The organism is Bifidobacterium anseris, from assembly GCF_002860345.1.
In the GTDB taxonomy this organism is placed as follows: domain Bacteria; phylum Actinomycetota; class Actinomycetes; order Actinomycetales; family Bifidobacteriaceae; genus Bifidobacterium; species Bifidobacterium anseris.
In genome coordinates this window covers 20,411-45,320 of record NZ_NMYC01000006.1, presented here as the reverse complement: position 1 = coordinate 45,320, position 24,910 = coordinate 20,411, and the positions used below count along the sequence as shown (strand labels likewise).

Annotated in this window: 21 protein-coding genes and 2 tRNA genes; 19 read left to right on the top strand and 4 right to left on the bottom strand. The window is 64.4% G+C overall.

Annotated elements, in window-relative coordinates:
* Positions 1-64 precede the first annotated feature (64 nt).
* The 4 genes from CGZ88_RS08545 to CGZ88_RS08530 all read left to right on the top strand — a co-directional run bounded on the left by CGZ88_RS08545 (position 65) and on the right by CGZ88_RS08530 (position 7,250).
* On the top strand, positions 65-2,359 hold the full coding sequence (locus CGZ88_RS08545) for a peptidase (RefSeq protein ID WP_101671636.1): 2,295 nt from the start codon (positions 65-67) through the stop codon (positions 2,357-2,359).
* A gap of 173 nt (positions 2,360-2,532) precedes the next feature.
* Positions 2,533-4,077 (top strand): chloride channel protein, encoded by a 1,545-nt coding sequence (locus CGZ88_RS08540; RefSeq protein ID WP_243390120.1) that lies wholly within the window; start codon positions 2,533-2,535, stop codon positions 4,075-4,077.
* 110 nt (positions 4,078-4,187) lie between these two features.
* Positions 4,188-5,963 (top strand): oxalyl-CoA decarboxylase, encoded by a 1,776-nt coding sequence (gene oxc / locus CGZ88_RS08535; protein WP_101671634.1) that lies wholly within the window; start codon positions 4,188-4,190, stop codon positions 5,961-5,963.
* 153 nt (positions 5,964-6,116) lie between these two features.
* Complete coding sequence (locus CGZ88_RS08530) at positions 6,117-7,250, top strand: AEC family transporter (RefSeq protein ID WP_095613351.1); 1,134 nt, start codon at positions 6,117-6,119, stop codon at positions 7,248-7,250.
* 242 nt (positions 7,251-7,492) lie between these two features.
* Here the strand turns inward: CGZ88_RS08530 and frc are convergent, their stop codons facing one another.
* Together frc and CGZ88_RS08520 are read right to left on the bottom strand one after the other, a co-directional pair.
* Positions 7,493-8,827, bottom strand: a complete 1,335-nt coding sequence (gene frc, locus CGZ88_RS08525) for a formyl-CoA transferase (protein WP_101671633.1) — start codon at positions 8,825-8,827, stop codon at positions 7,493-7,495.
* 197 nt (positions 8,828-9,024) lie between these two features.
* Positions 9,025-9,098, bottom strand: a tRNA-Met gene (locus CGZ88_RS08520).
* A 126-nt stretch (positions 9,099-9,224) separates the two neighbouring features.
* On the opposite strand from CGZ88_RS08520, the gene CGZ88_RS08515 reads away from it, so the two are divergent.
* The 10 genes from CGZ88_RS08515 to nucS all read left to right on the top strand — a co-directional run bounded on the left by CGZ88_RS08515 (position 9,225) and on the right by nucS (position 18,556).
* A complete protein-coding gene (locus tag CGZ88_RS08515; protein WP_026645444.1) occupies positions 9,225-10,265 on the top strand; it encodes a homoserine O-succinyltransferase in 1,041 nt (346 codons plus the stop codon).
* A gap of 453 nt (positions 10,266-10,718) precedes the next feature.
* Complete coding sequence (gene atpB, locus CGZ88_RS08510) at positions 10,719-11,531, top strand: F0F1 ATP synthase subunit A (protein WP_026645445.1); 813 nt, start codon at positions 10,719-10,721, stop codon at positions 11,529-11,531.
* A gap of 51 nt (positions 11,532-11,582) precedes the next feature.
* Positions 11,583-11,813 carry an ATP synthase F0 subunit C gene (atpE, locus tag CGZ88_RS08505; protein ID WP_004219171.1) on the top strand — a complete coding sequence of 77 codons (231 nt, stop codon included), beginning with the start codon at positions 11,583-11,585 and terminating at the stop codon, positions 11,811-11,813.
* Positions 11,814-11,872: 59 nt separating this feature from the next.
* Positions 11,873-12,403, top strand: a complete 531-nt coding sequence (locus CGZ88_RS08500) for a F0F1 ATP synthase subunit B (protein WP_026645446.1) — start codon at positions 11,873-11,875, stop codon at positions 12,401-12,403.
* A 28-nt stretch (positions 12,404-12,431) separates the two neighbouring features.
* Positions 12,432-13,265, top strand: a complete 834-nt coding sequence (locus CGZ88_RS08495) for a F0F1 ATP synthase subunit delta (protein ID WP_101671632.1) — start codon at positions 12,432-12,434, stop codon at positions 13,263-13,265.
* Positions 13,266-13,345: 80 nt separating this feature from the next.
* Positions 13,346-15,007, top strand: coding sequence for a F0F1 ATP synthase subunit alpha (atpA, locus tag CGZ88_RS08490; RefSeq protein ID WP_026645448.1), 1,662 nt, complete (start codon positions 13,346-13,348; stop codon positions 15,005-15,007).
* A gap of 3 nt (positions 15,008-15,010) precedes the next feature.
* A complete protein-coding gene (locus CGZ88_RS08485; RefSeq protein ID WP_026645449.1) occupies positions 15,011-15,922 on the top strand; it encodes a F0F1 ATP synthase subunit gamma in 912 nt (303 codons plus the stop codon).
* Positions 15,923-15,931: 9 nt separating this feature from the next.
* Entirely contained in the window at positions 15,932-17,419 is a 1,488-nt protein-coding gene (atpD, locus tag CGZ88_RS08480) for a F0F1 ATP synthase subunit beta (RefSeq protein ID WP_026645450.1), read from the top strand.
* A gap of 2 nt (positions 17,420-17,421) precedes the next feature.
* Positions 17,422-17,721, top strand: coding sequence for a F0F1 ATP synthase subunit epsilon (locus tag CGZ88_RS08475; RefSeq protein ID WP_026645451.1), 300 nt, complete (start codon positions 17,422-17,424; stop codon positions 17,719-17,721).
* A 130-nt stretch (positions 17,722-17,851) separates the two neighbouring features.
* The gene (gene nucS, locus CGZ88_RS08470) at positions 17,852-18,556 is read left to right on the top strand and encodes an endonuclease NucS (RefSeq protein ID WP_026645452.1); all 705 of its coding nucleotides are present in this window, start codon (positions 17,852-17,854) and stop codon (positions 18,554-18,556) included.
* A 113-nt stretch (positions 18,557-18,669) separates the two neighbouring features.
* Here the strand turns inward: nucS and CGZ88_RS08465 are convergent, their stop codons facing one another.
* A complete protein-coding gene (locus CGZ88_RS08465; RefSeq protein ID WP_101671631.1) occupies positions 18,670-19,653 on the bottom strand; it encodes an FKBP-type peptidyl-prolyl cis-trans isomerase in 984 nt (327 codons plus the stop codon).
* A gap of 87 nt (positions 19,654-19,740) precedes the next feature.
* Between CGZ88_RS08465 and CGZ88_RS08460 the strand changes: the two genes are divergently transcribed.
* Genes CGZ88_RS08460 through CGZ88_RS08450 form a run of 3 tightly spaced genes read left to right on the top strand, consistent with a single transcriptional unit; the run spans position 19,741 to position 23,216 of the window.
* On the top strand, positions 19,741-21,225 hold the full coding sequence (locus CGZ88_RS08460) for a GTPase (RefSeq protein ID WP_243390119.1): 1,485 nt from the start codon (positions 19,741-19,743) through the stop codon (positions 21,223-21,225).
* Entirely contained in the window at positions 21,225-22,232 is a 1,008-nt protein-coding gene (locus CGZ88_RS08455; RefSeq protein ID WP_101671630.1) for a DUF8094 domain-containing protein, read from the top strand. The genes CGZ88_RS08460 and CGZ88_RS08455 overlap by 1 nt, the downstream gene beginning before the upstream one ends.
* Before the next feature lie 39 nt (positions 22,233-22,271).
* Positions 22,272-23,216 carry a tetratricopeptide repeat protein gene (locus CGZ88_RS08450; protein WP_165778743.1) on the top strand — a complete coding sequence of 315 codons (945 nt, stop codon included), beginning with the start codon at positions 22,272-22,274 and terminating at the stop codon, positions 23,214-23,216.
* Positions 23,217-23,246: 30 nt separating this feature from the next.
* Here the strand turns inward: CGZ88_RS08450 and CGZ88_RS08445 are convergent, their stop codons facing one another.
* Positions 23,247-23,891 (bottom strand): CYTH domain-containing protein, encoded by a 645-nt coding sequence (locus CGZ88_RS08445; protein ID WP_423734424.1) that lies wholly within the window; start codon positions 23,889-23,891, stop codon positions 23,247-23,249.
* Positions 23,892-23,956: 65 nt separating this feature from the next.
* Here CGZ88_RS08445 and CGZ88_RS08440 point away from each other — a divergent pair.
* Both CGZ88_RS08440 and CGZ88_RS08435 read left to right on the top strand, forming a co-directional pair.
* Positions 23,957-24,029: transfer RNA gene (locus tag CGZ88_RS08440), tRNA-Arg, on the top strand.
* A gap of 404 nt (positions 24,030-24,433) precedes the next feature.
* Positions 24,434-24,835, top strand: coding sequence for a Rid family detoxifying hydrolase (locus tag CGZ88_RS08435; RefSeq protein WP_026645457.1), 402 nt, complete (start codon positions 24,434-24,436; stop codon positions 24,833-24,835).
* Positions 24,836-24,910 lie beyond the last annotated feature (75 nt).

Sequence of the window (24,910 nt, the reverse complement as noted above, 5' to 3'; positions counted from 1 at the left end):
GTGCCAAGCTCGAGCCAGCCGTCGCAACGGCGGCGATCAGCATGCACCAACGGAAGGAACTGCAATGACGCGATTCACATCGATCCTGCATCGCGCGGCCGCCACCGTGGCGGCCTGCGCGGCGGTCCTCGCGCCGGTCGCGGTCGCTGACGCGGCCGAAGGCGAGAAGCTCACCGAGGCGAGCCCCTACAACTTCACGTATTTCAACGGAGGCGTCCTGTACGAGATCGGCCCCGTGGGCCATGACGGCGCGGGACTCGACTACTACTGCATCCAGCAGGACAAGAACACGAACTACACGGTCGGCGCGGCGACGACGATGCAGGATTCGCTCAACGCGCGCAAGGCGGCCGTGCTCATCAGCCGCTACCCGCACACCGAGGTCAAGCAGGACGTCACGCACGCGGCGATCGCCGTCATCCTGCATGATTTCTTCGACACGAGCACCGGACCGCAGGGGTGGCCGTCGTCGCGCGCGAGCCTCAAAAAGCGCTATCCGCAGATCTTCACGCGCGTCGACGAACTGCTTGCTGAAGCCGACGCGCTGACGCCGGCGAAGCTCAACACGAAGCTGTCCTATGACGAAGGACGGCGCAACGGCGACGTGACCGTCTCAATCGACAACGCGCGCGGCGCGCCGGTGTCCGGCATCGGCTACACGCTGACGCTCGACGGGCCGGCCGTGTTCGCCGACGGCTCGCGCACCTGGCGTGGCGTCTCCAGCGACAAGGCCGCCGTCATCCGATGGGTGTCGACCGGCGACGGCGACGTGCGCGTCTCCGGATCGGCGAAGGCGCCGTCGGTCGACGTCATCACGTCGTCGCAGCGACTCGTCCGCGTCGGCGAAGGACAGGCGAAGGCCTTCGACGGAATCCGATTCCCGGCGAAGAAGACCTTCACGCCGACGATCCGCACCGTGACGACGCCGACGCTCATCGAAGCGGGCGTTCGCGTCACCGACGCCGTCGCCGTCGGCATGGCCGGCCCCGACGACGTCTGGCCGCGCGGCGAGACGCTCACCGTCGACGGCTGGTACTTCGACGGCCTGAACGCCGACGCCGTCACGCGGCGCATCGAACGGCACGACGGCGAGCGCGCCGACGACTTCGTCAAGCGCGTCGCGACGACGCTCGGCCATCAACCCGTCGCGACCGCGCGGCTGAGCTTCGACGCCCCCGGCGAACAGACGGCCGTCGCGCGCGACGCCGACGGCGACTACCATGCGACGGCCACGAGCGGCTTCGGCACATGGCTGTGGGCGGCGCGCCGCGACAGGCAGCACGGCTCGATGGGCGAATACCTCGCGCAGGACATCGTCACCGCGATCGTCGACGGCACCGAAACGAACGTCACGCGCCGCGACACCGTCGAAGTGCGCTCCGAAGCACATGAACACACGGCGCACATCGGCTCGCAGCTCATGGACACGATCTGGGTCAGTGGATTCCCCGACGACCACGGCAGCTGGAAGGGCGACGAGACGATCGGCGTCGGTGCCGACGAGGAACACGCGCAGGTGAGCGTCTGGTGGGCCGGCGACGGCGATGGTGGCGACGACGAGCAGTGGCGTCCGGCAGGGGACAAGCAGCCGCAGCCCGACGAGCACCACCGCCTCATCGGCGTCTGGGACTACGCGGCCGTCAACGGCGAACTGCGCGTCGGCGGGGGTGCGCCCGACGCGCACGGCGAGCCGGTCGACATCGTCGCCGAAGAGCCGGGCTGGTACGTCTTCGTCTGGAACTTCGCCGGCGACGATCGCGTCGCGCCCGCGGCGAGCTCGTACGCGGACAGCTGGGAACGCGTGCGCGTGCACGCGGAACCGGAGCCGGCGCTGACGCTGACGACGCAGGTCGACCATGCGAAGGTCAAGGTCGGCGAGCCGTTCCACGACGTCGCGACCGTACACGGCAACGTGCCCGAAGGCGCCGTCGTCGTCTTCGAGGCCTACGAGGCTGTCGACGAGGATGCGCAGCCCGGTAGGAACCGGCTGCTGCTCTCCGGTGCGCGGCAGCCGCTCGACCCGACGCTCGAGACGCAGCAGGCGACGAGCGATGAGGCGCGTTCGCCGACGGCCGGCCTCGTGTACTGGAAGGCGACGTTGCTCAGCCTCGACGGCGACATCCTCGCGACGCACGAGATCGGCGCGCCCGGAGAGGTCGTCGAGGTCGTCGAAGAGCCGCCGGCGTCCAGCCGCGCGCAGCCAAAGGAGCAGCATACGCGCAATCCGAGGCCGGCGCTCGCGGCGACCGGCGCGTCCGCGGCGGCGCCGTTGACGGTGACATGCATCCTGTGCGCGGCCGCGGGCGTCGCCGCAATCAGGATGCGCCATGATGCGAAGTGGCCGCCGCGCAAGCATTGAGCACAAGCGCCGAGCGCGCAGCCCGATGGCGGCCGCGGCTTCATACCGCGGCCGTCACGGCGCCTGCACGCTGTCGGATGGAATCGCCACCGGCACTCGCCGCAGGCTGTACGATACCGATGTACAACGGCGGCCGCGCCGGACGCGGCCAACGGCGTGGAGGAGATCAGGCAGTGAGCACAGGGCATCCGCAGCGCAAGACGGACAGCGACGCGCAGCTGGCGCCCACGTCGAAGTGGGTCCTGCGGTTCAACGTTGGGCAGGCGGCCCGACATCTGCTCTATGCGCTCGTGTGCGGCATACTGTGCGGATTCGGATCGATCACGCTGTGCATCGTCGTCGACGGCGCGCGGCATGTCTTCGAACGCCTGCCGTGGCTCATCTGGCTGCTGCCGGTCATCGGCATCGCGCAACTGCTGCTGTACCGCTGGTGGAAGCTGCCGCTCGATCTGACGACGGACGCCGTCATCGAACGGATGCGCGGCGGCCACGAGATCAGCGGACTGCTCGCGCCGGGCATCCTCATCGCGAACGCGATGACAATCCTCGCCGGCGGCACCGTCGGCAAGGAGGCCGGCGCGATGCAGATGGGCGCGAGCCTCGGCACAACGATCGCGCGGCCCCTCAGGCTGCACAACGTCGTGCGTCGACCCAACCACGACGATACGCAGGACATGCATCTGTACGTCGCGGCGACCGGCATGGCCGCGACCTTCTCCGCGCTGTTCTTCGCGCCGCTCGGCTCGTGCATGCTCGTCCTCGAGCTCATGCGCTTCGCCGGGCTGCGCTACGTGTGCTCGATGCTCGTCGCATGCTTCGCCGGATTCGTCGTCGCGCGCCACTTCGGCATCGGCGATGTCATCACGAAGGTCGGCGTGCCACAACTGAACTGGCACGGCGTCGGCATGTGCGTCGTCATCGGCGTGGCGGCGGCGCTGTTCGGCAGTCTGTTCGCGATCGCAATCCGCCTCGTACAGGGCGTCACGAAGCGGATCCGGCGCAACTGCTATCTGTGGGTAGTCGTCGGAGGCTTGCTCGTCGCCGTGCTCGTGACGGCGTGCGGATGGACGCGCTTCACCGGTTCGGGAGGCACGCTGCTCAACGACGTGCTCCGGAGCCCGAACGTCTCCTTCGACTTCCTCATCAAGATGCTGCTGACGATCTTGTGCCTCGGATTCTGGTTCAAGGGCGGCGAGATCATGCCGTCGCTGTGCATCGGCGGCATGATCGGCTCGGCGTCGTTCGCGATGACCGGCGGCGACGCGCTGTTCGGCGCGGCGGTCGGCTCGATCTGCTTCCTCGCCGCATTCAACCGCTGCCCGCTCTCCGCGTTCCTGCTCGGCTGCGAGATCTTCGGATGGGCGGCGGCGCCGTTCCTCGCGATCGGTGTGTGCGTCGCATTCATGTTCGGCTATCCGGTCGGCATCTACGGTTCGGGCATCGACCTGCTCGCCCGCTCCGGCTGGAAGCAGTTCTTCCACGGCATGCGCCAAAGCGCATTGCGCAATGAGCATGAGAAGGACGCCGGATTCATCGACTTCGCGGTCGCGGCGGGATCGCAGATCCAACAGGTCGCGTCGACGGCGCAGCAGGCGGCGCGCAGGGAGGGCGAACAGTGGCGTCATGAGGTCAGCACGTGGCGCGGCAAAGGCCGCGCGGGCCGCCGACGGCGGGGATCGGACGGTACGGCAAGCGGCCGGGGAGGGACACACAAATAGCGATGAGCGAATAAATACGCTGAGCGCAAGCCTTCTCAGTATATGAGATACGCGACCTTAGAATCGGTGGTAATCATATCGCGATAACCACATCCCGATTGGAGGAAGACATGACAGATTCCACAGCTCAGGCCGCGGTCGCGCCAACGCAGAACCTGACGGATTCGCCTCACTACCTTGCTGAGGCGCTTATAAAGAACGGCATCAAGAACATGTACGGCGTCGTCGGCATCCCGGTCACCGATTTCGCGCGCATCGCGCAGGGCATGGGCATGCGCTTCATCGGCATGCGCCACGAGGAGGACGCGGTGAACGCGGCCGCCGCGGAAGGATTCCTGACCGGCCGTCCGGCCGTCGCGCTGACCGTCTCGGCGCCGGGCTTCCTCAACGGCCTCGCCGCGCTGCTCGAGGCCACCGAGAACGGCTACCCGGTCATCATGATCGGCGGCTCCTCGACGCGTCACGTCGTGGACATGCACGAGGGCGAATACGAAGGCCTCGACCAGATGAACTACGCGAAGGCGTTCTGCAAGGAATCGTTCCGCATCGACAAGATCGAGGACATCCCGCTCGCCGTCGCGCGCGCGATGCACATCGCATGCTCGGGCCGTCCGGGCGCCGTCTACATCGACTTCCCGGACGATGCGGTCGCCCAGACGATGGACAAGGACGATGCCGCGGCCAAGCTGTGGGTCGCGAACAACCCGGCTCCGGCGATGCCGCCGGCGCAGTCGTCGATCGACGACGCGCTCAAGCTGCTGAGCGAGGCGAAGAACCCGCTGATGATCGTCGGCAAGGGCGCCGCGCTCGCGCAGGCCGAGGACGAGATCCGCGCGTTCGTCGACAAGACCGACATCCCGTTCCAGCCGATGTCGATGGCCAAGGGCCTCATCCCGGACGACGATCCGCACTGCACGGCAAGCTGCCGCGGCCTCGCGCTGCGCACGGCCGACGTCGTGCTCGTCGTCGGCGCGCGCCTCAACTGGATGCTCAACTTCGGCCAGGGCAAGGAATGGAACCCGGACGTCAAGTTCATCCAGATCGACATCGATCCGGCCGAGATGGAGAACGCGCGTTCGATCGCCTGCCCGATCGTCGGCGACATCAAGTCCGCGATGACGATGCTCAACGCGGGCCTCGACAAGACCCCGTTCAAGGCCACCTCCGCATGGCTCGGCATGCTGCAGGCCGATGCGCAGAAGAACGACGAGAAGTTCGCCGCGCGCGTCAACTCCGGCAAGGTGCCGATGGGCCACTACGACGCGCTCGGCGCGATCAAGAAGGTCTACGACAAGAACAAGGACCTCATCCTGACGAACGAGGGCGCGAACACGCTCGACGACTGCCGCAACATCATCGACATCTACGAGCCGCGCCACCGTCTCGATTGCGGCACGTGGGGCGTCATGGGCTGCGCGGTCGGCTATTCGATCGGCGCCGCCGTCGCCACCGGCAAGCAGGTCCTGTACATTGGCGGCGACTCCGGATTCGGCTTCGACGGTATGGAGGTCGAGGTCGCCTGCCGTTACCACCTGCCGATCACCTTCGTCGTGCTCAACAACGGCGGCATCTACCGCGGCGACTTCGAGAACCTCGGCGCCGACGGCGATCCGTCGCCGCTGACGCTCACCTACGACGCGCACTACGAGAAGATGATCGAGGCCTTCGGCGGCACCGGCTACTACGCCACGACGCCGGACGAGGTTGAGCAGATGGTCGGCGAGGCCGTCGCCTCCGGCAAGCCGAGTTTCGTCCATGTGCAACTCGCTGACTACGCGGGCAAGGAATCGGGCCACATCGGCAACCTGAATCCGAAGCCGGTCGTCGGACCGCTCGCGACCTCCGAAGTGACGGCGAACCCGTACATCGAAGGTGCCCGTATGTGACGATGACGTCACCGCCGGCCAGGGCCGCCGGCCGCCGACCCCATGAGGGAGGACGGCGGCCCGCCGACCTGGCCGGCACCCGTCGTCCCCACCAGTCATGGCCGGTGCACGCCGCGCGACGCATCGGCATACCAAGAGAAGAAAGCATCCATCATGGGAAAAATACTCATCGATGACATCGTCCCGATCATCGTCATCATGGCGTTGGGCTATGTCTGCGGCAAATTCAGCTACTTCGACGATGATCAGCGTCAGGGCCTCAACAAGCTCGTGCTGAACATCGCGCTGCCGGCCGCGTTGTTCATCTCGATCGTCAAGGCAACGCGCGAAATGCTCGCGCAGGACGTCGTCCTGACCGTGCTCGGCTTCGTGGGCATCATCGTGATGTTCATGCTCAGCTACTATCTGTGCCGTCTGATGTTCCATCGCAGCATCCAGGAGGCGGCCGTCTGCGCGTTGATCGCCGGCTCGCCGACGATCGGCTTCCTCGGATTCGCCGTGCTCGATCCGATCTACGGCGACACCGTCTCGACGAACCTCGTCATCGCGATCATCTCGATCGTCGTCAACGCCGTCACGATCCCGATCGGCATGTATCTGATCAACGTCGGACAGGCGAAGGACCGCGCGCGCCTGTCGGCCGCGACCGTCGCCAACTCGAAGGGCGACGTCAAGGTCGCCTCCGCGTCCGCGAAGACGCCGGCCATCGTCGCCACGAAGGACGACGAGGCCGTCGATCCGGCGAAGGACGCGACGAAGGACCGCAACGCCGAGGTCATGGTCTCGAAGTCCTCGAACAAGGGCAAGAAGAAGAACCAGAACCTCGAGGCGCTCATCAACGCGCTCAAGCAGCCGGTCTGCTGGGCCCCGCTGCTCGCCATCGTCATCGTGCTCGTCGGCATCCGCATCCCGGATGCGGCCGCGCCGACTTTCGACCTCATCGCGAAGGCCAACTCCGGCGTCGCGGTGCTCGCCGCCGGCCTCGCGCTGTCCACCGTGAAGTTCTCGCTCGGCTGGGAGACGATCTGGAACACGTTCTACCGCCTCATCCTGACCCCTGCCGCGTTCCTCGGCGTGGGCCTGCTGTGCGGCATGGGCTCCAATGTGAACAAGCTCTCGATGCTCGTGCTCGCCGTCGCGCTGCCGCCGGCGTTCTCCGGCATCATCATCTCGAGCCGCTACAACATCTACGTCAAGGAAGGCGCCTCGACGACCGCGGTCTCCACCGTCGTCTTCGCCGTCACCTGCCTGCTGTGGATCTGGCTCGTGCCGCTGTGCTGCCACTGATGCGTTGCCGTTTCTGACGGCTTCGCGCACGTGCACTGCAAGGGAATCCGCTTCGGCGGGTTCCCTCTTTTTATGTATGTATTCTATTCTTCGTCGACCGCCATGTATGTTCGCCGTTGATTGGCGTTCGTCGTTGATTGACGACAGCTGATTGGTACGCAGTTGACGCAAACAGAAGGAGCCCCGGAAGCGTTCGCTTCCGGGGCTCCTTCTAGGACCGGGCGTTCTGCCCGGCGTGGGACTCAGGCCTGCGCCGGTGCGGCGGTCAGGTCGGCCTTGACGCCGTCGTTGGAGCCGATGACGCCCTTGGCGGCGAGGTCCTTGATCTGGTCCTCGGTATAGCCGAGGGCGGTGAGGATCTCCTCGTTGTTCTCGCCGAGCTTCGGTGCGCGCTGGTAGTCAGGCGCGTAGTTGCTCATCGTGAACGGCAGGCCGATCGTCTTGAACTTGCCGCGGGCATCGCCCTGATCGATCGTGATCAGCGTGCCGTCCTCGTTGAGGTCCGGATCGTTCTCGAGCTCGTTCCAGTCGAGCACCGGGCCGACCGGGACGCCCTTGGCGCCGAGTTCCTTGGTGAGCGTGTACTTGTCGTACTGCATCGTGTACTCTTCGACGCGCTTGTACACCTCCTGCTTATGCTCGTCGCGCGCGTTCGGCGTGCTGAACTTCGGATCGGTGAGCCAATCCTGGAAGCCCAGCGCGTTGCAGAAGTTCTCGAAGCCCTTCTGCGACTGCTGGATGACGATGTAGACGTAGGCGTTCGGGTCGGTCTCCCAGCCCTTCGCGCGGTAGCACCAGCCGAGCACGAGGCCGCCCTCGGCGTTGGCCGCACGCGGAATCGCCTTGCCGAACTTGTAGCCCGGATAGCAGTCGTAGTAGGAGAGCTGATGCAGATGGTCGAGGATGAGCTGGTCGCGCAGCTTGATGCGGCACAGGTTGAGCACGGCGTTCTGCATCGACTGATAGACGAAGACGCCTTCGCCGGTGCGTTCGCGCTGCAGCAGCGCGGTGAGGATCGCGATCGTCAGATGCATGCCAGTGTTCGAATCGCCGAGTGCGGCGCCGGACTGCGTCGGGATGTTCTTGTCGCCTTCCCACCAGCCGGTCGTCGAGGCGGCGCCGCCCGCGCACTGCGCGACCGGCTCGAAGGCCTTGACATGCTCGAAGCGGCTGCCCTGATTGAAGCCTTTGAGGGAGGCCATGATGCATTTCGGGTTAATCTGATGGACCTCGTCCCAGCCGAAGCCGAGCTTCTCGACATCGCCCGGGCCGATGTTCTCGACGAAGACGTCGGCGTCCTTGAGCAGGTCGGTGAGGATCTGCTTGCCTTCCGGCGTCTTCATGTCGAGCGTGATCGACTTCTTGTTGGCATTGAGCTGCAGGAAGTACAGCGAATAGGAGCCGTCAACATCGTTCATCTCGTTACGGGTCGGGTCGCCGCCGTGGACCTTCTCCAGCTTGATGACCTCTGCGCCGAGCCACGCAAGGATCTGCGTGCAGGACGGGCCCGACTGCACCTGCGTCCAATCGATGACCTTGATGCCTGCAAGCGGCGCGGTATTGGTTGCCTCTGTCATATGGCCTCCTTTGTTATATAGCCAATCGTGCATTCAATATACGCATCTGTGCTTGCACGTTTTCTCTGATTCAGCTACTGGTCGTAAGGGTTCCGCCAGAGGACGATTTTGCTATGGGCCTGTTGCGGTGACGGCGCCGACGGCTGTGCCGGCATAATGCAAAAGACCGGAGATCCGTGGATCTCCGGTCTTGTCAGTAGCGGGGCAAGGATTTGAACCTTGGACCTCTGGGTTATGAGCCCAGCGAGCTACCGAGCTGCTCCACCCCGCGTCGGCTGTTTTGCACAGCTCTCACCAATATACACGCATGAATCCGCATGTCAATCATCGGCGTGTCGCAGCGGTTGCGCGGTGGTGATCGGCGTTTTGTTATGCCGTGCGCACATAATAGGAAACTATGCCTATCAAAATTCCCGAAGGCCTTCCGGCGCGCGACATTCTCGACTCCGAACGCATTTTCGCGCTCGAGAAACCTGAGGCGGAGCGCCAGCGTGTGCGTCCGCTCAAGATGGTCATCCTCAATCTGATGCCGAAGAAGATCGAGACGGAGACGCAGCTGCTGCGGCTGATTTCGAAGTCGCCGCTGCAGGTGGACATCGATTTCATGAAGACGGGCACGCACGAGTCGACGCATGTGAGCGCCGACCATCTCGTCAAATTCTACGAACCGCCGGAGTCCTTCGCCGACAACTACTATGACGGTCTCATCGTCACCGGCGCGCCGGTCGAGCATCTGCCCTTCGAACAGGTCGACTACTGGGATGAGTTCAAGCGGATCCTCGACTGGGCCGCGAGTCACGTGTTCTCGACGATGTATCTGTGCTGGGGTGCGATGGGTGCGCTCAACCATCGCTACGGCGTACGCAAGATCGACCTTCCGGAGAAGATCTTCGGCGTCTTCCCGCAGTATCTGCAAGACGAATACTGCTTCCTGACGAACGGTTTCGACGAGATCGCGCTGCAGCCGCATTCGCGTGTCGCCGCCGTCGACGAGCGCGATGTGGCCGCCAATCCTGAGCTGCAGGTGCTCACATGGGGGCCCCAGACCGGCCCCGGCCTCATCGCGACGCGCGACTTCTCCGAGGTGTTCGCGCTCGGCCACTGGGAGTACGGCAAATACACGCTCGCTGAGGAGTACCGCCGCGACATGGATCGCGGCCTCGACAACGTGCCGTTTCCGACCAACTACTTCCCGAACGACGACCCGACGATCGAACCGTTGTTCTCGTGGCGCGCGCACGCGAATCTGCTGTGGCGCAACTGGCTCAACTGGGTCTACCAGATGACGCCGTACGACCTGACCGAGGTGCCGCAGCTGCGTGCGCAGCGGCGCCCCGGCACCGACCACGTCGTGCGTCACGCGCCGAGCTCGCCGCGTCAGGACGGGTTCCGGCCGTTCCTCGACGACGGCTACGGCCTCATCGTGCCACGCGATTGAGCCGGTGCGCGTCGGCTGCCACTGTGATGTGTGATACAGATCGGGCCCCGCGTGTCGCGACGCTGAGGGCTGGGAGGACTGCGACCCCATAAACCCTATGAAACGACGGCGTTTTGACGCGAAGGGGACGTGAGGGCGCATGAATCGTCGATGTCCACTATCAGGCCAATAATCGCCGTCAGTGGAAAGAAAGTTCCGAATACGCTTCACGGCGCCGAGGTGGCCATCACCCCGGCGCATGAGCACCGGCGCATAAGGAAGACGAGGGAAGAGGACGTCGTAGAGCGCGCGCGTGATAGCGCATGACGCGCATGTTCGCACGCTGCTGAAACGACGTCGGCATATCGGCGCAACGCCGCCGATGCGGTAATCTCGCCGTCACATACGCGGTACGTAGTGGACATTAGTCGGACTACACTGTCATCAGACAATTCGTAACATCAGGAGGCATGAATGGTTGATGCATTCGCCGCAGGCGCCGTCACGCTCGCAGAGTCGTCGATGCATATGCCGAGCATCGACGACTTCCTTCCTCCGGAGATCCTGTTCCAGGGCACTCCGTTCGCGATCAACCGCATCATCCTTGTGCGCATCCTCGCCACGATCATCCTGATGCTCGTGCTGGGCATCACGGCGGCGCGCGCGAAGCTTGTGCCGGGACGTTGGCAGAGCGCCGTCGAATGGATCGTCAACTTCACGAAGACGGACATCGTCTATCAGGTCATGGGCGAGGCGCGCGGCAAGCGCTACGTGCCGATGATCACGACCGTGTTTCTTACGCTGCTCGTCTTCAACCTGTGCGGCGAGGTCCCCGGCATGAACATCGCGGCAAGCGCGACGATCACGTTGCCGCTCGTGTTCGCGATGTGGTGCTTCGTCCAGTATTGGATCGCCGGCATCCGCGAGAAGGGGCTCGGTCACTTCCTGCGCGACGAGCTGTTCCCGAAGGGCGTCCCGTGGCCGATCTACATCCTGCTTTCGCCGATTCAGCTGCTTGAGCTGCTCGTCATCCGTCCGTTCTCGCTGACGATTCGACTCTTCGCGAACATGGTCTCCGGCCACCTCATCCTCGCACTGTGCCTTTCGGCGACGCAGTACTTCCTCATCGACGTTGTGAATAAGGTGATGATGCCCTTCGGCGTCGTGACCTTCGCCGCAGGCATGTTCATGTACCTGTTCGAGGTGTTGGTGAGCTGCCTGCAGGCCTACATCTTCGCGATCCTGACGACCGCGTACATCAATATGAGCTATCCGGAGATCGACTGACCGCCGGCATGATTTTGTTGCATTAAGCAATGAACCAGAAAGGAAACAACCATGGATATCGTTACCCTCGCTGAGGTTGCGGGCAACCTGAACGTCGTCGGCTACGGTCTTGCCGCCATCGGACCTGGCATCGGTCTGGGCATCCTGATTGGCAAGACGATCGAGAGCACCGCGCGCCAGCCCGAGCTGGGTGGCCGTCTGCAGACGCTGATGTTCCTGGGTCTGGCGTTCGTCGAGGTCCTCGCGCTGCTCGGCTTCGTCGCGGCGTTCATCTTCCAGTGATCCGAGTCGAGTAGCAACCCGAATCATCACTCGAGGACATGAAAGGAGGAGAACGAATCATGGACATGGCGGAAAACGACGGCATCCAGCTGTTCCTTCCCGAAACCTATGACATCGTCTGGTCACTGATCATCCTGATCATCGTGGCCGCGTTCTTCTACAAGTTCTTCCTGCCGAAGTTCCAGTCCATATTCGATGAGCGCGCCGCCAAGATCGAAGGTGGCCTCGCCAAGGCGGAACAGGCTCAGAAAGACGCCGAGGAAGCCAAGAAGAAGTACCAGGCGCAGCTGAGCACCGCCCGCGTCGAGGCATCGAAGATCCGCGACGACGCGCGCGCCGAGGCGTCGCACATCATCTCCGATGCACGTTCGCGCGCCGAGACCGAGGCCGCGCAGATCACCGCCAACGCCGAGCGTTCGCTCGAATCGCAGCAGCAGAAGGCGATGGTCAGTCTCAAGGGCGAAGTCGGCACGATCGCCACGTCGCTCGCGGGCAAGATCCTGCAGACACAGCTTCAGGATCCAACGGTCCAGTCGGACATGCTCGACAAGATGATCGCCGATCTGGAACAGTCCGAAGACAACAAGTAGCACGTATCTGCAAGGAGGGAGGTGACAGTTGCAAGGAGAAGCATCACGAGTGGCCGATCGCGAATCGCGCGACTCATTCGCCAAGAGGCTCAGCGCCTCGGGCGATGACGCGTGGGAGATCGGCAACGAACTGTTCACGATCACGTTCGTGCTCGACAAGAACCCGCGCCTGCAGCGCGCGCTGACCGATCCGGGCCGTCCGACCGAGGACAAGGTCCGCCTGCTCAACGAGCTGTTCGGCGGCAAGGTCCTTGACATGACGATGGCGATCCTCGTCGATCTCGTCGGCCGCAGCTGGAGCCGCGCCCATGACATCGACAACGCCGTGGAGGACTTCGCGGTGGACGCGATGATGTATCAGGCGGACAAGGACGGCAAGACGCTGCAGGTGTCGATCCAGCTCGCGCAGCTGCAGTCGGCACTGCTCAACCTGCCTGTCGTGCGTGCGGACCTTTCCGACGACGACGGACCGCTTGAGGCGCGCTACGACCTGCTGCACGCCCTCATCGACGACGCCCACTTCGACCGCATCACCGTGCGTCTCGCCGAGCACAGCACGCGCAATCCGCGCAACCGCCGGTATCTCGAGACGATCCAGTGGCTCATCAACAAGTTCTCTCGCCATATGGGGGAGTCGATGGTCACGGTGACGGCAGCGACCGAGCTGAGTGACGCGCAGATCGAACGGCTCGTGAAGATCTACACGAAGAAGGTCGGCCGTCCGGTGCACATCCACCTTGTCGTGGACAGGAACGTCATCGGCGGCATGCGCGTGCAGGTCGGCGACGAGGTGACCGACAACACCGTCGTCGCGCAGCTGCAGGCGCTCAGGCGCAAAGTGAAGGCGGGCACCGCCGAGTGACATGGACGGCGCAAGCCCCATGTCCCACGGGTCCGTACGCAGGACCCACACGAATGTATACACAACAATAAGGAGTGATCATGGCAGAACTGACCATTGATCCCGCCACGATACGCAAGGCGCTCGATGATTTCGTCGAGGCGTACACGCCGTCGGAGACGCCGACCCAGGAGGTCGGCCATGTCGCGACGGCCGGCGACGGCATTGCGCATGTGACGGGACTGCCTGGTTGCATGGCCAACGAGCTGCTGACCTTTGAGGACGGCACCCTTGGTCTGGCGTTCAACCTTGACGCCCGCGAGATCGGCGTGGTTATCCTCGGCGATTTCGTCGGCATCGAGGAAGGCCAGGAGGTCCGCCGTACCGGAGAGGTGCTTTCCGTGCCGGTCGGTGACGGATTCCTCGGCCGCGTCGTGGACCCGCTGGGCAACCCGATTGACGGCCTGGGCGAGATCAAGAGCGAAGGACGCCGCATTCTCGAGGCGCAGGCCCCCGACGTCATGCACCGCCACCCGGTCGACGAGCCGATGTCCACCGGCCTTAAGGCGATCGACGCGATGACGCCGATTGGCCGCGGCCAGCGTCAGCTCATCATCGGCGACCGCCAGACCGGCAAGACAGCCATCGCAATCGACACGATCATCAACCAGAAGGCGAACTGGGAATCCGGCGACCCGAAGAAGCAGGTGCGCTGCATCTACGTGGCCATCGGCCAGAAGGGCTCGACGATCGCCTCCGTCAAGCAGAGCCTCGAAGAGGCCGGCGCGATGGAGTACACGACGATCGTCGCGTCCCCGGCATCGGATTCCGCGGGCTTCAAGTACATCGCGCCGTACACCGGTTCGGCCATCGGCCAGCACTGGATGTACAACGGCAAGGACGTCCTCATCGTCTTCGACGACCTGTCGAAGCAGGCTGAGGCGTACCGTTCGATCTCGCTGCTGCTGCGTCGCCCGCCGGGACGTGAAGCGTACCCTGGCGACGTCTTCTACCTGCACTCCCGCCTGCTGGAACGCTGCGCACGCGTCTCCGACGATCTGGGTGGCGGTTCGATGACTGGTCTGCCGATCGTCGAGACGAAGGCGAACGACGTCTCCGCGTACATTCCGACGAACGTGATTTCGATCACCGACGGACAGATCTTCCTGCAGTCCGATCTCTTCAACGCCGGCCAGCGTCCCGCTGTGGACGTCGGCATCTCCGTCTCCCGTGTCGGCGGCGCGGCGCAGACGAAGGCGCTCAAGAAGGTCTCCGGCACGCTGAAGATCTCGCTGGCGCGCTACCGTTCGCTCGAGTCCTTCGCGATGTTCGCGTCCGATCTGGACGCCGCGTCGAAGGCCCAGCTCAACCGTGGCGCACGCCTGACCGAGCTGCTCAAGCAGCCGCAGTTCTCCCCGTTCTCGATGGAGCAGGAGGTCGTCTCCGTGTGGGCCGGCACCCATGGCAAGCTCGACGATCTCGAGGTCGTCGACGTGCTGCCCTTCGAGAAGGGACTGCTCGAGTACCTCGACCGCAACACCGACATCCTCAAGACGATCCACGACACCGGCGATTTCACCTCGGAGACCGAGGCGGCGCTCGATAAGGCAGTGGACGCCTTCCGTGAGACCTATGTGACGAAGGCCGGCAAGCCGCTCGTCGACAAGAAGCCGACGCCGAAGGGCGTCACTCCGGTCGATCAGGAGCAGATCAAGGCCCAGGGCCGCAAGGCCAAGGACGCCGAAGCGCAGGAAAAGAAGTAACCTATGGGATCGCAACTCGCATTAAAGGGCAGGATCGCCTCCACGGGTTCGTTGGAGAAGATCTTCAACGCCCAGGAGATGATCGCGGCTTCGCATATCGCGCAGGCCCGTGAGGTGGCGCTCAACGCGAAGCCATACACCGATGCGATTTTCGATGCCGTCCAGACACTGGTATCCCACTCCCATATCTCACATCCGATCGTCAAGAAGGAGGGCGACAACCCCCGCGTTGCCGTCCTCGCCCTGACGGCGGACCGTGGCATGGCCGGAGCGTACACTTCATCGATCATCCGCGAAACCGAGGATCTGCTGGCACGTCTCGACGAGGCCGGCAAGGAGCCGGAACTGTTCGTCTATGGTCGCCGCGGTGTTTCGTACTACAAGTACCGCAACCGCCCGCTCGCACAGACCTGGGAAGGCGATACCGAGAGGCCTGGCGTCGAAGTCGCCGACGCGATCTCCCGCGCGCTGTTGGACGCGTATATGCTTCCCGCCGACCAGGGCGGCGTATCCGAGCTGTACATCGTCTACACCGAGTTCATCAACATGGTCGTGCAGAAAGTGCGCGTGCTGCGCATGCTGCCGGTCGAGATCATCGAGGACAAGGACGCGCAGCGTCCCGATCCGACAGCGACGACGGCGATGCCGCTGTACGCCTTCGAACCGAGCCTCGACGAGGTGCTCGACGCCGTGCTGCCGAAGTATGTGCGCTCGCGCATCCACGAGTGCCTGCTCGAGGCGGCCGCCTCCGAGGTGGCCTGCCGACAGAACGCCATGCACACGGCCACCGAGAACGCGCGCGAACTGATTAACGACCTGACCCGCAAGCTCAACGCATCGCGCCAGGCATCGATCACCCAGGAACTTACCGAAATCATCGGCAGCGCCGATGCATTGAACAAGAAGGAAGAGTAGGAACGCGAAATGGCTGAGAAACAGACCACTGCGGCCGCCGATACCGCCGCGGAGCCAATCGTCGGTCATGTGACGCGTATTCAGGGATCGGTCATCGACGTTGAGTTCCCTGTCGGTCACATGCCGGACATCTACAACGCGCTGAAGGTCGAGATCAAGCAGATGGGCCAGCAGGAGGAGGGCGAGGTCAAGGACGTCGTCATCACCCTCGAGGTCGAGCAGCATCTGGGCGATTCGACGGCGCGCTGCGTGGCCCTCAAGTCGACCGACGGCCTCGTGCGCGGCGCTGAGGTGCGTGACACCGGCGGCCCGATCGAGGTGCCGGTCGGCGATGTGACGAAGGGCCATGTCTTCGACGTCGCCGGCAACATCCTCAACAAGAAGCCGGGCGAGAAGATCGTCATCAAGGAACGTTGGCCGATCCACCGCAATCCGCCGGCCTTCGACCAGCTGGAATCGAAGACGCAGATGTTCGAAACGGGCATCAAGGTCATCGATCTGCTCACGCCGTATGTGCAGGGCGGCAAGATCGGCCTGTTCGGCGGCGCGGGCGTCGGCAAGACCGTCCTCATCCAGGAGATGATCCAGCGCGTGGCGCAGAACCACGGCGGCGTCTCCGTATTCGCCGGCGTCGGCGAACGCACCCGTGAGGGCAACGATCTGATCGGCGAGATGGACGAGGCAGGCGTGCTCGAGAAGACCGCGCTCGTCTTCGGCCAGATGGATGAGCAGCCGGGCACCCGTCTGCGCGTCCCGCTGACCGCACTGACGATGGCGGAGTACTTCCGCGACGTCGAAAACCAGGACGTGCTGCTGTTCATCGACAACATCTTCCGCTTCACGCAGGCGGGTTCCGAGGTCTCGACGCTGCTCGGCCGTATGCCTTCCGCAGTCGGCTACCAGCCGAACCTCGCCGATGAGATGGGCGCGCTCCAGGAGCGCATCACGTCGACGCGCGGCCACTCGATCACGTCGCTGCAGGCGATTTACGTCCCTGCTGACGATTACACCGACCCGGCGCCGGCGACGACCTTCGCCCACCTCGACGCGACGACCGAGCTTTCACGTGACATCGCGTCGAAGGGCATCTACCCGGCCGTCGACCCGCTGTCCTCGACCTCGCGAATCCTCGACCCGCGCTACGTCGGCCAGGCGCACTACGACTGCGCGAACCGTGTCAAGGCGATCCTGCAGCGCAACAAGGAACTGCAGGACATCATCGCCCTGATTGGCATCGACGAGCTCGGCGAAGAGGACAAGATGATCGTCAACCGCGCGCGCAAGATCGAGCAGTTCCTCGGCCAGAACTTCTATGTCGCTGAAAAGTTCACCGGCGTCCCGGGTTCCTACGTGCCGGCGGAGGAGACGATCGAGGCGTTCACGCGCATCTGCGACGGCGTCTACGACAACGTTCCGGAGCAGGCATTCTCGGGCATCGGCGGCATCGACGACCTCGAGAAGAAGTGGCACAAGATGCAGAAGGAATACGGTGAGTGATCATGGCCGGCGCGACGATGGACGTGAATATCGTCTCCGCTGACCATCCGGTCTGGAGCGGCGTGGCGAAGTCCGTGCTCGTGCCCGCCTACGCGGGCGGCATGGGCATCCTGCCGGGCCACGAGCCGGTGCTCTCCGTCATCCAGGAGGGCCCGCTCGTCATCACCGAGCCGGACGGCACGAAGCATTCCTTCGAGGTGACCGACGGATTCATCTCCTTCGACTCGAACAGGCTGACCGTCGTCGTCGAGCATGGCCGTACGATGGCGAACCAGCCGATCGACGAGACCGGCATCCAGTGACCGTCAGCGACCTTCACGTCGCGAAGGGCCCCGGATTCCACGTTTGTACGTGGAATCCGGGGCCCTTCACTGTTTGTTGTAGTGCCGCTGCCGTTGTGCGCTTCGGTGGCGCGCGGTATCGTGGTGCCTCATGCGAATCATTGTTGCCGACTGCAGTGCGGAATACACCGGACGACTTCAGGCGACGCTGCCGCTCGCGCGCCGCGTCCTGCTGATCAAAGCGGACAACAGCCTGCTCATCTTCTCCGAACTCGGCTCATACAAGCCGCTCAACTGGATGGCGGCGCCGTGCACAATCAAGGACATCACGCCGAAGGACGCCGACGATGATGCCATGACGCCGGCACCTCAGAAGGTCATCCGCGCGTGCGCGACGAAATCGAACGACGTTCTCGAAGTCACGTTGCAGCACATCTACTCCGACGAAACCTACGACCTCGGAGAGGATCCGGGACTGAAGAAGGACGGCGTCGAGGACCATCTGCAGCGTTATCTCGCCGAACAGATCGAACGCATCGGCAAGGGCGCCAAGCTCGTGCGGCGCGAATACCCGACGCCGATCGGCCCTGTCGACATCATGGCGGTCGATGCCGAAGGCATGCACGTCGCGATCGAAATCAAACGGCACGGCGGCATCGACGGCGTCGAGCAGCTCACACGGTATTGCGAACTGCTCAACCGTGACCCGCTCATCGCGCCGGTGCGCGGCATCTTCGCGGCGCAGACGATCGCCCCGCAGGCGCGCACGCTCGCTGCGGACCGCGGATTCGAATGCCTGATTCTCGACTACGACGACATGCGCGGCGCCGACGACGACTCACTGCGGCTGTTCTGAACGCCGTCGCGGCGCACACGCACACCCGTGCAAAAACGGCGGTGGCCGCCATCCCCAGCCCGGGGAGGCGGCCACCGCCGATTTTGCTGTTTCGATGTACGATCGAGCGTCCGTCAGTACTTCGCGAGGATGTCGACGACGAAGACGAGCGTCGAATTCGCCGGGATCTCGCCCTGCTCCTGATCGCCGTAACCGAGGTCCGGCGGCACGACGAGCAGCACCTGCGAGCCGACCGTCTGGCCGACAAGGCCCTCCTGCCAGCCCTTGATCATGTTGGAGAGCACGGCGTCGAAGGTCTGGTTGCGGTCCCACGACGAATCGAACTGCTTGCCGTCGAGCGTCCAGCCGGTGTAGTTGACGACGGCCGCATAGGTGTTCTCATCGATCTTCGGGCCGTCGCCCTTGATGAGCGGCTGCACGACGAGCTTGTCCGAACCCTTGTAGCCGTTCATGTCGATCGACGGCTTGCCGGCGGAGTCCAACGTGACCTTCGGCAGATCGGACGGGATGTCCTTGACCTGCTCGCCCTCGGCCTTCGTATAGTCCTTCGACTGCGAAACCGGCGTCATGATAAGCATGTACGCGTTGTCATCGCCGGAGCCGTCGTTGATGCCGATGCCGATCGTCGTATTGAGCTTCTTGCCCTTGAACGTCGTGTTCGCGATCTGCGCGAGCGTCGCGCTCTCCACACTGGTGACGCCGTTCTCGGGATTGAAGACGAGCGAGCAGTCGGGTACGTTCTGTTCCCACGTCGTGGCGACCTCCTCGCCGGAGCTCGCGCTGTACTGCGTGAGCTGCGCGCAGATGCGGTCGCCGCTCTTCATCGCGTCGCCGTCGCCTTCCTGCAGCACTGCGACGCTGTTGTTCTCGATCTTGAGCCCCTTCTTGAACTCGACCTTCGGCTTCTTGCCCGGAGTGCCCGTCAGCTTGACGCCCTCGAGCTTCGGCAGCTTCGCGCTTGCGGACGAGCTCGACGAGGCGCTCGCCGAACCGTCCGGCGAGCCCGAACCGCAGGCCGCCATGCTTACGCACAAAGCGAGCGCGCCGACGACTGATGCGGCGCGTGTGATAGAAGTTACTAGAGAAGTATGTTGCATAGCCACCACAGTAACGCCTCTGCCCGATTTATCCGTCCGGATGGTAAGGGAGTTGTGAAGGGCCGCGACTTGTAGAATGGATACGTGATGAACGACGGTCAAGAAGAAGAAACGCGTGTGCCGCGCAGGCATCCGGTGCCTTCCCGGCATGCGAAGATCATGCGTGGCATCGTGACGCCGATTTTCGGCCTGCTCGCCGTGACCTGCATCGTGTTCGGCATCCTCAACCAGACGATCTGGAAGCCGAGCAAGGACGTCACGGCCCTCGCGCACGTGGACGGCACGCGCTACGCGGTCATCGACCCGGGTGTGCTCGACCTCGTTGACAAGAGCGTGCAGATCCGCGTCGACGCCGCCTCCGTCGAGCCGCCGGCCGCGACCACCGCAGATGACACGGCCGCGAACAATGACGCGAACGCCAATGACGGCAATACGGACGCGGCCAACGAACCGCAGACGTGCATCGCAATCGGCAGCCCGAAGGACGCCTCCGGATGGCTCGCCGGCGAATCGTACATCCGTGTGACCGGGCTCGACAGCTGGAGCGCGCTGTCGACGGTCGCCGAAAAGGCGCACGGCAACGCCTCCACTTCGCGCCAGCAGGTCGCCTTCGCCGATTCTGACATGTGGGCGGACACGGCGTGCGGCAAGACGAGCGCGGCGCTGCGGCTGCCCGATGCGAAGGCAACGCAGGTCGCGATCATCGATTTTGGCGGCAACGCGTCAGACGCCACGATCAGCATGCACTGGGTGCGCCAGAGCGTGCCGGACTTCGCACTGCCGTGGTATTTCGCCGGCGGCCTGTGCGTCGTTCTGGCGATCCTCTCGGCGTCGGTCTTCGCGATGGATCCGGCCACGCGCCGCAACCGCTTCGCCAAGGTCATCAAGCCGCGCAAGGAGAAGGAGCCGGTCGAGGAGACGACGACGACGATCGCCGCCGCCGTCGCCGGCACCTTCGCCAGCATGAAGCCGCGCAAACGCACGAAGGCCGCGAACGGCAAGCCGCGCGGACGCCACGGGCGCCATGCGGGTGCCGCCGCGGCAGAGACGGACGAAACGCCGCAGATCATCGATCCGACGTCGCGCAACCTCGTCGCCGAACAGGCGCGCCGCGCGGACGCCGAGGACGGCGGCGAGCCGCGCAGCACGACGTCGTCGGCCGCGTCCGACGAGGCGACGTCGGTCATCACGCCGGAGGAGCTGCAGGCCTACTTCGCGCGCCTCGTGCGTGAGGAGACCGGCTCGATTCCGGTCGTATCGGCGGAGACGACGGAGACGACGACTGAATCTGCAGAGAGTGCAGAGCCGGCGGCGGAGTCTGCGGAGACTGCGGAAACTGCAGAGACCACTGAGACGACGACGGAGACCACGGAGTCGGACGATGACGGCACGGGACAGGTCTCGGTGACCGTCGAATCGGCTGAATCGGCTGAATCGGACGGCGATACTGACGCCGAAACGACCGCCGACACGGACAATGAATCGGACGACAATGCGACCGCCGACGACGAAACGGACGCGGACACCGACGCAGACGCCGACGCGGACATGAACAACAAGGAGAACGACTGATGACACGACGTTCACTGACCGCAGCCACGGCTGCCGTGCTGGCGCTCGGCATGACGTGCGCGCTCGGCGCATGCGAGGGAACGGTGCCGACGGTGAACGCGCCCACATCGGCCGCGTCCGCGACGCCCGACCTGACCGAAGCGCAGGAACAGCGCATCCGCGCGGGACTGCTCGCCACGATCAAGGAGTGCAACGACACGAAGGATCCGGCGAACCTCGCGCAGGCGATGAGCGGGCCGGAACTCGAAATCCGCACGAGCGAACTCAAGGTCGCCCAGAAGAACGGCAAGCTCGACCCGAAGACGACGATCCCGGACGATCTGACGCAAACCGTCATCCCGACCGACAACGGCTGGCCGCGCGCCGTGTTCTCGATCACGACGACAACCGAGGACCAGCAGTCGGAGCGTTTGCTCGTGTTCACGCAGGGCGACGCGCGCGAAAACTACCGTCTATGGGGCGTCACACGCTTGTTCCAGGGGGCGAAGATGCCGAAGTTCACGGTGCCGTCAATCGGCTCGCAGATGGGTCATGAGGACGACGGCAACCTCGTCATGACGCCGAAGGAAGCCGTCACGCGCTACGCCGACGTGCTGCAGAACGGCACGAAGAGCCAGTACGCGAACGATTTCGGCGACGACTACTTCCGCGACAACCTCACGCAGCTGTCCGCGACGGTGCAGCAGGGCATGGAACGCAACAAGGGCACGCAGGAGCAGACCTTCACGCCGGTCGACGGACAGATGCAGATCATGCGCTCGTCGGACGGCGGCGACCTCGTCGTCGCGCAGATCGACTCGGTGTGGACACGCGCCGCCGGCGAAGGCCGCGAATCGCAGCCGGCGTCGGACGCCGAACGTGCGATTTTCGCGGACGGCAAGGCGACGAGCACGATGAAGGCGACCTATGTCAACGTCGTCGCCATCTACGTCCCGCCGGCGAAATCGGGACAGAAGGTGCAGGCGGTCGGCGCCGAACGGCAGGTCGTCAAGGTTGAAGCCGTCTGACGGCCGTACGTAAAGACTTACGAAAAGAGGCAAACAATCATGGCACAGGATTTCAAGCCGGGCATCTCCCTCGCGGGAGCCGTCGATCTTGAATCGCTCAAACATCAGACGAAAGCGGAGCCGGGACAGGCGGGCGGCGCACCCGCGGCCGGCGGCTACGTCATCGACGTGACCGAACGCAACTTTCAGGCGACCGTCGAATCGTCGACGACGTTCCCGATCGTGCTGCTGCTGTGGGTCGAGACGGACGACCGCTGCTTCCCGATGGCGCGCGCGCTCGGCGACGCAATCAACGGCATGAACGGCCAGCTGCAGCTCGCGCGCGTCGACGTCGCGAAGGATCCGGCGATCGCACAGGCCTTCGGCGTGCAGGGTGCGCCGGCGCTGTTCGCGCTCATCGCAGGACGTCCGATGCCGATCATCGAGGGACTGCCGACCGATGACGAACTCCAGCAGATCACGACGCATGTGCTGCCGCAGCTCGTGCAGGTCGCCGCGCAGGCTGGCGTGACCGGCACCGCACCGTACGTCGAGCCGGCCGCCGCCGACGACGCGAAGCCCGCGGAGACGCAGGTGCCGCCGGCACACGCCGAAGCGCACCGCCTCGCGCAGGAAGGCGACTACGCCGGCGCGGCCGCCGCCTACGAGCAGGTGCTCGAAGCCGACCCGTCCGACGAACTCGCGCGCCGCGAACGCGCGAAGGCGCTGCTGCTCGCCCGTTCCGCCAACGCCGACGTGCGCACCGTGCGCAAGGCGGCCGCCGACAATCCGGACGATCTCGACGCGCAGCTCGCCGTCGCCGACGTCGACATGATCGGCGGCCAGATCGACGACGCCTTCGGCCGTTTGCTCGACTTCGCCGCCGCCCACCGCGATCAGATGGATCCGGCGCGCGAACGGATGCTCGAATACTTCCTCATCCCCGACGCCGGTGACGAACGCGTCGTGCGTGCGCGCCGCCGCCTCGCGACGCTGATGTACTGATCGACGCTGCAGCGCCGACCGTGCGGGCCGTCATTCCATCGTGTTTCTGCCGAAGGACTGTTGGAATGACGGCCCTTCGCGTTCGAGTTCGCGCGCGAAATCGTCGGCCCACTGTGAGAACGGACGCCGCGACAGCTCGTCATTGCTGAAACGCGCTTCATCGGTGATTTCGGTGACGCACAAGCGCGGGATGATCAGGTTCGTCACCGGTGTGCTGCGCTGCGCGGCGGCGATGACGAGCGGGGCGTTCAGGCCGCCGAAGACGTCGATGTTCCAGCCGTCGGCGCCGATCCACGCGGTATAGCGGTTCTTGATGACGACGTCGCCGCCGCGCAGGACGAGCGAGGCGGCGATCTGCGCGTCGATGTCGCGCGATGCCTCGTAGCGCGTGCCACCCACCGACGGACCCTTGACGACAAGCGTGGCCGTGCGGAACGCGTCGCGATGCTCACGGAGCACGTCGCGCGCGTCGAGGTCGGCGCTCATCGCGATGCGCAGCGCCCACGTCGACAGGCGCACACGCAGCGCGTAACCGTCGGCATGCACGAAATGGCTTTGGATGATGAGCGCGGGCGCGTCGCCGTCGTCGAGCTCCGCAGGCATGCTCGTGCAGAAGAAGCGGCGCTCGTACTGATACTCGTCGAGCAGCGGCATGCCATCCATCGTCATATCCATAATCCCAGTGTAGTGCGCGGGTTTCGCTACGTCAGGCTTTCGTGTACAGTAGGGGAAGTGCGAACGGGCTTGTAGCTCAGTGGATAGAGCGTTCGCCTCCGGAGCGAAAGGTCGTGGGTTCGAACCCCATTAAGCCCACCGATGCCCCGTCCTGTCATCCACAGGGTGGGGCTTTCGTCGTCTTACGTCCCCTGCGAGCATCGTGGGTGCGCGGTGCAGCGGCCGTGATTGCAGGAATCCTGGTCCGCGAACATCGCAGACGCATTCCACATACTTGGCATGTTCGCGAACCCCTCACTATGCCAGCATGACGGGCGTGCAGCATAGTCGGGATGTTCGCAATCGGGTGGGGTGGCGAACCATTGGTGTGACAACTGCGACGGTCATGTTCACAAAGTCGACGGCACATGGGGCACGGCTGCCCACAACGTGACCGTTGGGGGTCGGATGCGTCGTCGACGCCGTTATGATGCCGAATAATCGAATAGTCGTTCCCGCACGCGCGACCGACGCGCAGGAATCCATCGATGAAAGGACCACATATGTACGAAAATCTCAAGGCGATCGCGACGACGGAGGCTCCGGCCGCGCTCGGCGCATACAGCCAGGCCGTGCAGGCGAACGGATTCATCTTCGTCTCCGGTCAGCTCGGTATCGACCCGGCGACCGGCGAACTCGACGGCGTCGAGGCTGCCGACCAGGCCGCCCGCGCGCTCAAGAACATCACGAACATCCTCGCCGCAGCCGGCTGCGGCGTCGAACACGTCTGCCGCGCGACGATCTATCTGCGCAACGTTGAGGATTTCGCCGCTGTCGACGCCGTCTACGCGAAGACCTTCACCGGAACCGTCAAGCCGGCGCGCGTCGCGTTCGGCAACAACATGATCCCGAAGGGTGCGCTCGTCGAGATCGACGTCATCGCCGCCTGCCCGGACGCCGCCTGAGCGAACCGGCTGCTGTCTAAGCGATACCCGCTGAGCGCACTGTACTCTTCGCGAGCCGATTGCGCGATACAGTGT